10 protein-coding genes are annotated in these 11,778 nt (G+C 72.2%); 1 reads left to right on the top strand and 9 read right to left on the bottom strand.

Going from position 1 to position 11,778, the window contains the following annotated elements:
* Nucleotides 1-129: 129 nt before the first annotated feature.
* Nucleotides 130-798 (bottom strand): serine O-acetyltransferase, encoded by a 669-nt coding sequence (cysE, locus tag IEX99_RS12885; RefSeq protein WP_188900871.1) that lies wholly within the window; start codon nucleotides 796-798, stop codon nucleotides 130-132.
* Nucleotides 799-815: 17 nt separating this feature from the next.
* Nucleotides 816-1,874 carry a cysteine synthase A gene (locus IEX99_RS12880; protein ID WP_188900869.1) on the bottom strand — a complete coding sequence of 353 codons (1,059 nt, stop codon included), beginning with the start codon at nucleotides 1,872-1,874 and terminating at the stop codon, nucleotides 816-818.
* A 278-nt stretch (nucleotides 1,875-2,152) separates the two neighbouring features.
* On the opposite strand from IEX99_RS12880, the gene IEX99_RS12875 reads away from it, so the two are divergent.
* A complete protein-coding gene (locus tag IEX99_RS12875; protein ID WP_188900867.1) occupies nucleotides 2,153-2,617 on the top strand; it encodes a hypothetical protein in 465 nt (154 codons plus the stop codon).
* A gap of 948 nt (nucleotides 2,618-3,565) precedes the next feature.
* On the opposite strand, the gene IEX99_RS12870 is transcribed toward IEX99_RS12875, so the two are convergent.
* The 7 genes from IEX99_RS12870 to IEX99_RS12840 all read right to left on the bottom strand — a co-directional run bounded on the left by IEX99_RS12870 (nucleotide 3,566) and on the right by IEX99_RS12840 (nucleotide 11,681).
* Nucleotides 3,566-4,801, bottom strand: coding sequence for a phenylacetate--CoA ligase family protein (locus IEX99_RS12870; protein WP_188900865.1), 1,236 nt, complete (start codon nucleotides 4,799-4,801; stop codon nucleotides 3,566-3,568).
* Entirely contained in the window at nucleotides 4,798-5,580 is a 783-nt protein-coding gene (locus IEX99_RS12865; protein ID WP_229678018.1) for an ABC transporter ATP-binding protein, read from the bottom strand. Before IEX99_RS12865 ends, IEX99_RS12870 begins: the two co-directional genes overlap by 4 nt.
* Before the next feature lie 68 nt (nucleotides 5,581-5,648).
* On the bottom strand, nucleotides 5,649-6,938 hold the full coding sequence (locus tag IEX99_RS12860; protein WP_188900863.1) for an ABC transporter substrate-binding protein: 1,290 nt from the start codon (nucleotides 6,936-6,938) through the stop codon (nucleotides 5,649-5,651).
* Between the two features lie 20 nt (nucleotides 6,939-6,958).
* On the bottom strand, nucleotides 6,959-8,026 hold the full coding sequence (locus tag IEX99_RS12855) for a branched-chain amino acid ABC transporter permease (RefSeq protein WP_188900861.1): 1,068 nt from the start codon (nucleotides 8,024-8,026) through the stop codon (nucleotides 6,959-6,961).
* A 16-nt stretch (nucleotides 8,027-8,042) separates the two neighbouring features.
* Nucleotides 8,043-8,936 carry a branched-chain amino acid ABC transporter permease gene (locus tag IEX99_RS12850; protein ID WP_188900859.1) on the bottom strand — a complete coding sequence of 298 codons (894 nt, stop codon included), beginning with the start codon at nucleotides 8,934-8,936 and terminating at the stop codon, nucleotides 8,043-8,045.
* A gap of 7 nt (nucleotides 8,937-8,943) precedes the next feature.
* The gene (locus IEX99_RS12845) at nucleotides 8,944-10,872 is read right to left on the bottom strand and encodes a long-chain fatty acid--CoA ligase (protein ID WP_188900857.1); all 1,929 of its coding nucleotides are present in this window, start codon (nucleotides 10,870-10,872) and stop codon (nucleotides 8,944-8,946) included.
* A complete protein-coding gene (locus IEX99_RS12840; RefSeq protein WP_229677997.1) occupies nucleotides 10,869-11,681 on the bottom strand; it encodes an ABC transporter ATP-binding protein in 813 nt (270 codons plus the stop codon). Before IEX99_RS12840 ends, IEX99_RS12845 begins: the two co-directional genes overlap by 4 nt.
* Nucleotides 11,682-11,778 lie beyond the last annotated feature (97 nt).

Here is an 11,778-nt window from a genome sequence, read left to right as displayed (position 1 = left end):
TCCACCCGTGCCCGGTCCGCGCCACGCGAACGCGGATGCGCCGCCGCTCCGCGGCCGGGGCGCCCCGCCGCGGCCCGCGCTTCCCCTTCCCTCGCCGGCCGCGGGACCGGAAGCGGGGGAGGCGCCGGCCTACGCCACCGGCGCGGCGGGCTTCTCCGCCCGTTCGCGCTTCAGCGCGGCGAGCTCGGCGCGCAGCTCCGCCACCTCGGCGCGCAGGGCGGCGATCTGCTCGCCGACCGGGTCCACCTCCTGCTTCGTCAGGCCGTAGCCGATCGAGGCCTCGTCGCAGGGGCCGCGGCCCGGCGGGCGGGCCGGGATGCCGACCACGGTCGCGCCGCGCGGCACGTCGCGCGTCACCACGGCGTTGGCGCCGATGCGCGCCCCGGCGCCGACGGTGATCGGGCCGAGCACCTGCGCCCCGGCGCCGATCGCGACGCCGTCCTCCACCGTCGGGTGGCGCTTGCCGGGCTGGCCGGACAGGCCGCCCAGCGTCACGCCGTGGTAGATCAGCACGTCGTCGCCGATCTCCGCCGTCTCGCCGATCACCACCCCCATGCCGTGGTCGATGAACAGCCGCCGGCCGATCCTCGCCCCGGGATGGATCTCGATGCCGGTGAGGAAGCGGCCGATGTGCGAGACGACGCGCGCCGTCGCGCGCAGGCCGAGGCGCCAGAGCGCGTGCGCCAGGCGGTGCCACAGCACGGCGTGCACGCCGGGATAGGCGAGGATCGCCTCCGCCCAGGTGGGCCGCGCCGGGTCGCGGGCGCGGACGGTGCGGGCGAGTTCGAGGAGTTCCATCGGCGGCGCCCTTTCCCTCAGGCCAGCCAGGGCGGAACCGGCAGGTTCCGCTCGCGCAGGAATTCCGGGTTGAACAGCTTGCTCTGGTAGCGCGCGCCCCCGTCGCAGAGCACGGTGACGACCGTGTGCCCGGGGCCGAGCGCGCGCGCGACGCGGATCGCCGCGGCGACGTTGATGCCCGACGAGCCGCCGACCGAGATCCCCTCGTGGATCAGCAGGTCGAAGACCTGCTCCAGCATCTCCGGGTCCTCGATCTGCACCGCGTCGTCTATCAGCGCCCGCGCGCTCTCGAGGTTGCCGGGGGCGCGCGCGGCCTGGCCGATGCCCTCGGTGATCGAGCTGCCCGAGAACGCCAGCTCGCCGGTCTTGACCCAGGAGTAGAGCGCGCTGCCCATCGGGTCGGCCAGCACGACGCGCACCTGCGGGTTCCTCGTCTTCAGCGCCGCGGCGACGCCGGCGAGCGTCCCGCCGGTGCCGCAGGAGCAGGTGAAGGCGTCAACCCTGCCGCCCGTCTGGGCCCAGATCTCGGGGCCCGTCGTCACCTCGTGGTAGGCGCGGTTGGCGAGGTTGTCGAACTGGTTGGCCCAGATCACGCGCCTGCCCTCGGCCTGCAGCTCCTCGGCGATGCGGCGCGAGACGTGCACGTAGTTGCCGGGATCGCGGTAGGGCCTGGCGGGGACGAGGCGCAGGTCGGCGCCGATCATGCGCAGGAAGTCGAGCTTCTCCCGGCTCTGCGTCTCCGGCACGACGATGATGGAGCGGTAGCCGCGGGCGTTGGCGACGAGGGTGAGGCCGATGCCGGTGTTGCCGGCCGTGCCCTCGACGACGATGCCGGGCTCGCCGGGGACGAGCAGGCCGCGCGCCTCGGCGTCCTCGATGATGCCGAGGGCGGCGCGGTCCTTCACGCTGCCGCCGGGCTGCATGAACTCGGCCTTGCCGAGGATCTCGCAGCCCGTCGCCTCGGAGGCGCGGCGCAGGCGGATCAGCGGCGTGCGGCCGACGGCGCCGGCGAAGCCGTCCGCGATGCTGGGGGTGAGGGGGGCGGTCGCCGGGGTCGCGGCTGGGGTCGGGGGCATGCGGGGGCTCCACATCATGACAGGATCGTCGGGCGGCACCCGATGCCGATCAAGAGCCGCGCTTCGGGGGCGGGGGCGATCCGGGGGAACCGCGCGAATGGCGCGGGGCGCGGGCGAGATCGGCGGCGGGCAATGGCGGCTCCTGCCCCATGCTCCCTTCCGCCGTACCGCGTCGCCGCCAGGGCGCCGCCCTCCGACGGCAGGAGGTGCGGTTCGCACATATTTGCGAATCGTTCTTATTTGCATTATCGTGAGCCGTCCCCACGGAGATGCCCCGCATGGCGAGCTACGGCCTCCCCGCCCGGTCATGGACCGCAGCCCCGCTGGACGAACTCCCGGCTGCGGAACGGCTGCTCGCCGAGGCGCTGCGCCGCTGGGGATGCGAGGCCGCGCGCGGCGCCCCGCCCCTGCCCGGGCTGCGCCTGCTCCTCGCCGCCGAAAACGCCGAGGCCGCCGCCGCCCCGCTCGATCTCCTGCTGCGCTCGCTGGCGGAGGCCGGCCAGCCGCCGGCCCTCGGCAGCCCGCTCTGCCCGCGGTTATGTCCGGAGGAGGCCGAGCTCCTGCTCGCCTGCGCCCTCGCCCAGCGCGGCACGCGCGGCGAGGCGCTGGCGGCGCTCGCCCGCTGGCTGCCGCCGTTTCCCGCCTACGCCGTGCTGCCGACGCTGATCCGGATCGGCCTCGCCCTGCGCCGCGCCGGATTGCTGTTCCGCCATCCCCTGCGCAGCGCTCCGCCGCGCCGCTGATTCCGGTGCCGCTGCGCCGATCGCGCGGGCCGGGAACAGTCGCAGGCGCGCCCCGCGCCTCCCCGTGGAGCCGGCCGGGCGAGCCGCGTTTCGGGCGGGCACGCGCCGGGCAGGCCGGGAGCCGCGGAGCGCGGCGCGCCCGCGGGCACTGGGCGGCGGGCGCGCCGCCTCTCGGCTTGCCGAGGAGGCGCCGCCGTTACTATGCAGGCTACTATGCAGGCATCCGCGGCGGCCTGGACGGCGCCTGGACTCTGACGCAGGACGCGTTCAGCAGCGGCGCCCGTCACGACACGCACGGCCGGATGGTCGCGCCGCAAAGCTTCCGCCAAGCCATGGATTGGCTTGCCGAACTCGGTGTCCTGCCGCTTACCGTGGCGTCGGTCCGACCGACCCGAAGGCGCGAGTTCTCCGTCGCCCTGGCCAAGCCAGAACGCCAGGGCCGATCGCAAACGACGGAAAACGTCCGGAAACGCAAACCGGCGCGGCGATCGGTGCGCCGGGGCCGCTGCCGCGGGCACCGCCGGGGGAAACGGCCCCATGTCGAGCAGTTCCTCGCACCGGGCTTGCGCCACGGCGACACGGTGGCGGTCGGCGACCTGGCAGCCCCATGGTGAAGAGGGGCGCGAGGCGACGAAGGCGGCCGGCGCGCGCCTGCCTCGCCGCCGCCCTGCGGCCCGGATCCGAACCCGATCGCGCAGACCTTCGCCAAGCGGGCGGCGCTGCCTGGCGCCGCAGCCCGCCGCGCCGGTTGGCGGTCCCTGGAACGCCATCGCCTGCGTTCGCGACGCCCTCGGCCCAGAGGCATGCCGCAACGACATCGCCAACCGCGGCCGCTGCCGTCGGCCCACCTGTCGCAGGCATCGGCGCCGATGTTGTAGCGTTCGGGCACGCGCCAGCGGAAGCGGGCGCGGATCTCCTCGTAGCGGCTGCCTTCCGGAAGCATCGTCGTCACCCGATGGGGCGCGTGTCCTCGATCACCTTGCCGTCGTTGGGCAGCGTGCCCGGCGGCACCAGCTCCACCGCGCCGCGCAGCTTCGTCACGGATTGCAGGGCGCGGGCGAGGCTCTCGGCGAGGCCGGGATCGGCGGAAGCGGCCTCGGCGCGCAGCGTCATCGCGTCGCGCTCGCCCGCGAGCGCGACGACGAGGCGCGCGCGCCGCACGGCGGGATGGGCGCGCAGGATCTCGGCCACCTGCTCCGGGCGGACGAACAGGCCGCGCACCTTCGTCGCCTGGTCGGCGCGGCCCATCCAGCCGCGGATGCGCAGGTTGGTCCGCCCGCAGGGCGAGACGCCCGGCAGCACCGCCGAGAGATCGCCGGTGGCGAAGCGGATCAGCGGGTGGTGCGGGTTGAGGGTGGTGACGACGACCTCGCCCACCTCGCCCTCCGGAACGGGATCGCCGGTGCCGGGGCGGACGATCTCCACCACCACGCCCTCGTCCGCGATCATGCCCTCGCGCGCCTCGGACTCGTAGGCGATCAGGCCGAGGTCGGCGGTGCCGTAGGACTGCAGCACGGTCAGGCCGCGCGCCGCGTACCATGCGCGCAGGCTCGGCAGGTAGGGGCCGGCGGTGACGTGGCCGATGCGGATCGAGGAGAGGTCGAGGCCGAGCTCGTCGCCCTTCTCCAGGATGGTCTTGAGGAAGTCCGGCGTGCCGGAATAGCAGCGCGGGCGGAGATGCGCCGCGGCCCGCGCCTGCATCTCCGTGTTGCCGGTGCCGGCGGGGAAGACCGGGCAGCCGAGGGCGCGGGCGCCCCCTTCCAGCATCATGCCCGCGGGCGTGAAGTGGTAGGCGAAGCAGTTGTGCAGCAGCTCCCCGGCGCGCAGGCCGGTCGCGAACAGCGCGCGGGCGTAGCGCCAGTAGTCGGGCGTGTCCCCCTCCGGCTCGTAGATCGGGCCGGGCGAGGCGAAGACGCGGGCGAGGCGCGCCATCGGCGTCGCCACCACGCCGCCGAAGGGCGGCGCCTCGGCCTGGCGCGCGATCAGATCGGACTTGCGCGTCACCGGCAGGCGCGCGAGCGCGGCGGTGCCGGTGATCTCCGCCGGATCCACGTCCGCGAGCAGCGCCGCGTAGTGCGGCGCGTTCGCCCTGGCGTGCGCGACCTGGCGCGGCAGCGCCTGGCGCAGCGCCGCCGCGCGCTCGTCCGCGCTGCGGGTTTCCAGGGCGTCGAAGAATCCGCTCACAGCCAGCGCTTCCGCCGCTTGTAGGACTTCAGGTTCCTGAACGACTTGCGCTCCGCCCCGTGGCCGCCGAGGTAGAACTCCTTCACGTCCTCGTTGTTCGCGAGCTGCTCCGCCGTGCCGTCCAGCACCACCTTGCCCTGCTCCATGACGTAGCCGTAGCCCGCGACCGAGAGCGCCATGCGCGCGTTCTGCTCGACGAGCAGGATGGTGATGCCGAGCTCGCGGTTGAGGCGGCGGATGATGCCGAACACCTCCTTCACCAGGAGCGGCGAGAGGCCCATCGAGGGCTCGTCCATCAGGATCAGCTTCGGCCGCGCCATCAGCGCGCGCCCGATCGCGAGCATCTGCTGCTCCCCGCCGGAGAGGTAGCCGGCGAGGCCGGTGCGTTCCTTCAGGCGCGGGAAGTACTCGAACACCATCTCGATGTCGCGCCTCACCTCGGCGTCGGAGCGGGTGAAGGCGCCGAGGCGGAGGTTCTCGACCGGCGTCATGTCGGCGACGATGCGCCGGCCCTCCATCACCTGGAAGATGCCCTTGCGCACGATCTCGTGCGGCTCGGCGCCGTCGATGCGCTCGCCGGCGAAGCGGATGTCGCCGCGCGTGACCTCCCCCTCCTCGGTCCGCAGCAGGCCGGAGATCGCCTTGAGCGTGGTGGACTTGCCGGCGCCGTTGGCGCCGAGCAGGGCGACGATCTCCCCCTGCGGGACGGCGAGCGAGAGGCCGCGCAGCACCAGGATGACGTCGTTGTACACCACCTCGATGTTGTTCACCGCGAGCAGCGGCTCGGCCGCCGCCGGGCGCGGGGCGCCCGACGGCGGCGCGGCGGCGGCATCGGGCGCGGTGGCGCTCACCAGCCGAGCCAGTCGCGGCGCCGCTCGAGCTCGATGGTCGCCACCGGCTCGATCCGCATGGTGCCGGCGCGCATCAGGTCGGCCACCGAGCCCTGCGCGGTGTCGCCGGTGACGACGGCGCGGTAGAGCGCGACGCGCATCGTGCCGCGGTGGTCATCCGCCGTGTAGGTCACCGGGACGCAGACGCCCTCGAGGCCGCGCGGGACCCAGTTCTGGCGCGCGTAGAAGCCGTCGCGGATGCGCGGGCCGGAGACCTCGCCGCCGTTCTGCGCGGCGGTCTCCATCGCCTCCACCATCAGCATGGCGGAGCAGACGCCGGCCAGGTAGTGCACGGGACGGTAGGCGGTGCCGGCCTGGTCCGACTGCCGGCTGATCTGGCGCACCGTCTGCATCCCCGGCGCGTCCTGGCCCCAGACGACGGCGGTGCGCACCGGGAAGACGACGCCGTTCGCCGCGGTGCCGGCGGCCTTCATCGCGTTCTCGTCCATTCCCCAGACATTGCCGAGGAACTGCACCTGCACCCCCGCCGTCTGACAGGCGCGCAGGACCGAGATGTTGGAGCCCGCGGTGTTGCCGAGATAGGCGTAATGGGCGCCCTGGTTGCGGAGCGTCAGGCACTGCGCCGTATAGTCGCCGGGGGTGAGCGCGAACTGAATCGCCGGCAGCACCTCGAAGCCGAGCTCGCGCGCCAGCGTCTCGCCCGCCTCCTTCGGCGAGTTCGGATAGGGATGGTTGGCGCCCATGTGCACGTAGCGCGGCCGGCCCTGCTGGCCGCGGCGTTCCCAGTCCTGCTTCGCCCACTGCAGCATGCCGCGCAGGGCGTCGGAGTAGGACGGGCCGTAGAAGAAATTGAACGGCGCGGCCTCGACGCCCTGGCGGCCGGAGCGCCCGGCGGCGTCGGTCAGCGCGGCGGAGTAGGAGGCGGAGATGTAGGGGATGCGGTCGCGGGTGACGAAGCGCACCAGCGCCTCGGTGTCCGCCGTGCCCCAGCCCTGGATGGCGACCACGCGCTCGCGGTTCACCCAGGCCTGGTACTGGGCGACGGCGCGCGGCGCCTGGTAGCCGTAGTCGAAGCCGAGGACGTTCAGCCGGCGCCCGTTGACCCCGTTGCGGGTGGCGTTCACCCAGGCCAGCGCGTCGGCGACCCCCTGCCCGTAGGGCACGCCGACGTCGGAGGTGGCGCCCGAATTGTCCATCAGGTGCCCGACCGGGATCGGCTGGGCCGCGGCCGGCAGCGCGAAGCCGCCCGCGACCGCAAGCCCGAGGACGGTCCGCTTGATGCTCATCGCCATGTCTCCTCCCGAGGTCAGTGCGAGTAGGGGTAGAGCTTCCAGTAGGCCTTGATCAGCCGCCAGCGGTGCGCGAGGCCGTCCGGCTCGAACATCAGGAACAGGATGATCGCGGCGCCGATCACCATCTCGCGGAGATAGCTGATCGAGGCGCCGAGCCTCAGCGCGCGGTCGATCGGGCTGCCGGCGAGCAGGTTGGCGAGGCCCTGCACCACCTCCGGCAGCAGCACCATGAAGGCGGCGCCCATCAGGCTGCCCATGACGCTGCCGAGGCCGCCGATGATGACCATGCCGAGGAACTGGATGGAGAACAGGATGTTGAACGCCTCGACGCTCACGAACAGCAGGTAGTGGGCGTAGAGCGCGCCGCCGATGCCGGCGTAGAAGCTCGCGATGCCGAAGCTCAGCGTCCGGTAGTAGGCGAGGTTGATGCCCATCATCTCGGCGCTGAGGTAGTGGTCGCGCACCGCGACCAGCGCCCGCCCGTCGCGCGTGCGCATCAGGTTGGCCGCGCCGAGGAACATCACGACGACGAAGGCCAGCACGACGTAGAAATAGGTCTCGTCCCGGTCGAAGGCGATGCCGAACAGGCCGAAGGGCTCGGTCACGCGCCCTGCCACGCCGCCGGTGAACCACTGCGCGCGGGCGAAGAAGTCCTCCAGGATGAACTGCGCCGCGAGCGTCGCGATGGCGAGGTAGAGGCCCTTGAGCCGCGCCGCCGGCGCGCCGAAGACGAGCCCGACCATCGCCGTCATCAGCCCGGCGAGCGGAATCGCGAGCGCGACCGGCACGTGCAGCACGTCGTGCAGCCAGGCCGAGGCGAAGGCGCCGAAGCCGAAGAAGGCGGCATGCCCGATCGAAATCTGCCCGGTGAAGCCGACCAGGATGTTGAGGCCGAGCGCGGCGATGCCGAGGAAGCCGATGTTGATCAGCAGGTGCAGCAGATAGCGGTCGAGCACCAGCGGCGCGAGGCAGAGCAGCGCGATCCCCGCCCACAGCGCCACGCGGCTGCCGAGCGTCGGGAAGATCGTCATGTCCTCCCGGTAGGTGGTGCGGTAGTCGCCCGCCGGCGTCATCACGGCCATGGCCGCGGCGTCCCCCTCACACCCGCTCGATGGCCTCGGTGCCGAACAGGCCGTAGGGCTTGATCAGCAGGATCAGGATCAGCGCGTAGAAGGGTGCGATCTGGTACATGTTGCCCCAGTTCAGCACCTCGGCGTCCAGCCACTGCGCCACGTTCTCCAGCACGCCGACGATCAGCCCGCCGAGCACGGCGCCGACGATCGAGTCGAGCCCGCCCAGGATCACCGCCGGAAACACCTTGATGCCGTAGAAGGAGAGCGCGGAGGAGACGCCGTTCACCACCCCCACCACCACGCCCGCCACCGCCGAGACCACCGCCGAGATCGCCCAGGACATGGCGAAGACGCGGGGGACCGAGACGCCGAGCGAGGCCGCCACCTGCTGGTCGAAGGCGGTGGCGCGCATCGCGAGGCCGTGCTTCGAGTAGGTGAAGAACCACCAGAAGCCGAGCATGATCGCCACCGAGATGGCAAGCGAGAGCAGATAGACGCTCTGCACCTCGAGCCCCAGCACCCGCACCTGGTCCGCCGCGAAGATCGAGGGGAAGGGCTGAGCGAAGACGCCGAACATCCACTTCATCAGCGCCTGGAAGAAGATCGAAAGGCCGATCGTGACCATGATGACGCTGATCACCGGCTCCCCGATCAGCGGCCGCAGCACGACGACCTGAAGAATGACGCCGAACGCCGTCATGAAGGCGAGGGTGACGAGGAATCCCGCCCAGAACGGGAGCTGCCAGGCGGTGAGCAGCCACCAGCACACCCAGGCGCCGACCAGCAGGAACTCGCCCTGCGCGAAGTTCACCACCTGCGAGGCCTTGTAGATCAGCACGAAGCTCATCGCCACCACGCCGTAGAGCGCGCCGACGATCAGCCCGTTCAGAAGGAGCTGCAGGAAAAAGCCGAGTTCCATCGCACCCCTACTCCGCCGCCATCGGAAGCGGCGCCGGCGCCCTCTCGCCGGCGTCGGCGGAGACCACGGCGAGGGTGGTACGGATCCGCTGCTTGGTGCCGTCCTGGAAGGTGATCGTCGTGTCCACCGGAATGGCGCGGTCGCCGCGGTAGAGCGCCTCGATGATGTCGCCGTACTTCTTCGCGATCACCCCGCGGCGGATCTTGCGCGTGCGCGTCAGCTCCTCGTCGTCGGCGTCGAGCTCCTTGTAGAGCAGGACGAAGTCGCGGATGCGCTGCGGCTCCGGCAGCGAGGCGTTCACCTTACGGACCTCCTCCCGCAGCAGCTCCAGCACCTGCGGCTTCGACGACAGGTCGGTGTAGGTGGTGAAGGCGATGCGGTTGCGCTCCGCCCACTTGGCGACGATCGGGAAGCGGATGCAGATCATCGCCGCGAGGTGCGGCCGCCCGTCGCCGAGCACCACCGCCTCGGCCACGTAGGGCGAGAACTTCAGCTTGTTCTCGATGTACTGCGGCGAGAAGCGGTCGCCGCGGCTCGTCGTCGCGATATCCTTGATGCGGTCGATCACGACGAGGTGCCCGCCCTTGCCGAAGTAGCCGGCGTCCCCGGTGTGCAGCCAGCCGTCGCGCAGGTCCGGGTTCTCCGCCATGCCGTGGTAGCCGGCGAACATGTTGGGGTGGCGCGTCACGATCTCGCCGACGCCGTTCTGGTCGGGCTCGTGGATGCGGATCTCGATCGAGGGGTCGAAGGGCACGCCGACGGTGTCGAAGTCCACCTCGCCGGGCCGGTGGATGGTGTAGGCGCCGAGCAGCTCGGTCTGCCCGTAGAGCTGGCGCAGCGGCACGCCCATGGCGAGGAAGAAGCGGAACGTGTCTGGACCCAGCGCGGCGCCGCCGGTCGCGGCGGACTTCAGCCGGCTGAACCCGAGCCGGTCGCGCAGCGCGCGGAACAGCAGCGCGTCCGCCGCCGCCGATCGCCGCCCCCGGTCCAGCGCCGCGAGGCCGAGCCGCATTCCGGTCTCGAACATCCGCTGCTTGAGCGGCGAGGCGTCCATCACCTTGGCGCGCACCTCGGCCGCGATCGCCTCCCACACGCGCGGCGCGAACAGCACGAAGGTCGGGCCGATCTCGCGGAAGTCGGCCATCGTCGTCTCGGGCTCCTCGACGAAGTTGACCTTCATCCGCGCGATCAGGCCCCAGCCGAGGGCATAGACCTGCTCCATGATCCAGGGCAGCGGCAGGACGGAGACGTACTCGTCCTCCGGCCCCTTCGGATCGGCCCTGAGGTAGCTCTCGCAGTGCCGGATCAGCGCCCGCGCCTGCAGCATGGCGAGCTTCGGCCGCGCCGTGGTGCCGGAGGTGGTGCAGAGGATCGCCACCTCCTCGCCGTCGGTCGCCGCGACCAGCTCCTCCCACAGCGCGGGCCGCTCGCGCGCCAGCGCCTCGCCGCGCTCGACCAGCGCGCCCATCGGCACGAGGCGGGGGTCGGCGTACTTCCGCATGCCGCGCGGGTCGCAATAGACGATGTGGCGCAGCGCCGGCACGCGGTCGGAGACGTTGAGGAGCTTGTCCACCTGCTCCTCGTCCTCGGCGATCACCGCCCTGGCGCCGCTGAACTCCAGCAGGTAGGCCACCTCGTCGTCGAGCGCGTCGCGGTAGATGCCGAGCGAGCGCGCCCCCAGCGCGTGGGCCGCGATCTCGCCCATCACCCAGTCGGGCCGGTTGTCGCCGATCAGCGCCACCACGTCGCCGCGCCCGAGGCCGAGGCCGTGCAGGCCGAGCGCGATGGCGCGGGTGCGCGCCTCGTACTGCGCCCAGGTGATGCTGCGCCAGATGCCGAACTCCTTCTCGCGCAGCGCCACTTCCTCCGGGTGCGCGCGCGCGTTGCGGACCAAGAGCTTCGGCAGGGTGTCGGGCGCCGCCTCGGCCGTCCTCATGCCACCGCCTCCTCCGGCTCGGAGACCGCCTCGTCCGCCTCGCCCAGGTAGGCGCGCTTCACGTGCTCGTCGGCCAGCACCGCCTCGGGCGGCCCCTCGGCGATCTTCCTGCCGAAGTCGAGCACCATCACGCGCTGCGAGATATCCATCACCACGCCCATGTCGTGCTCGATCATGAGCACGGTCATGCCCCACTCCTCGTTCAGGTCCAGGATGTAGCGGGCCATGTCCTCCTTCTCCTCGAGGTTCATGCCCGCCATCGGCTCGTCGAGCAGGATCAGCTTCGGCCGCAGCGCCACGGCGCGCGCCAGCTCCACGCGCTTGCGCAGCCCGTAGGGGAGCTGCCCGGCGACCGCCTTGCGCACGTGCTGGATCTCGAGGAAATCTATGATCTCCTCGACCTCGCGCCGGTGCGCGATCTCCTCCCGCTGCGCGCCGCCGAGCCAGTAGACCATCCCGCGCAGGAAGCCCGAGCGCAGCAGGTGGTGGCGCCCGACCATGATGTTGTCGAGCACCGTCATGTGCCCGAACAGGGCGAGGTTCTGGAAGGTCCGCCCGATGCCGAGCGCGGCGCGCCGGCGCGTCGGCATCCGCGTGATGTCCCGGCCCTCGAACAGGATGCGCCCCTCGGTCGGCCGGTAGCGCCCCGAGACGCAGTTGACCATCGAGGTCTTGCCGGCGCCGTTCGGCCCGATGATGGAGAAGATCTCGCCCCGCCGCACCGCGAAGGAGACGTCGGTCAGGGCGCGCACGCCGCCGAAGCGCAGCGAGACACGCTCGGCCTCCAGAATCGGCGTTTCGGCGTCCACGCGAACGCTCTCCCGCATCCGGCCGCCCCGGCGGCCCGGCCTCCCGGTCCGGCTGCGTGCGGACCTTATGCCTCAGCATATGGCGGCGTCCCGGCCG

It is taken from the genome of Caldovatus sediminis, assembly GCF_014644455.1.
In the GTDB taxonomy this organism is placed as follows: Bacteria; Pseudomonadota; Alphaproteobacteria; order Acetobacterales; family Acetobacteraceae; genus Caldovatus; species Caldovatus sediminis.
This window is presented reverse-complemented; position numbering and strand designations above follow the sequence as displayed.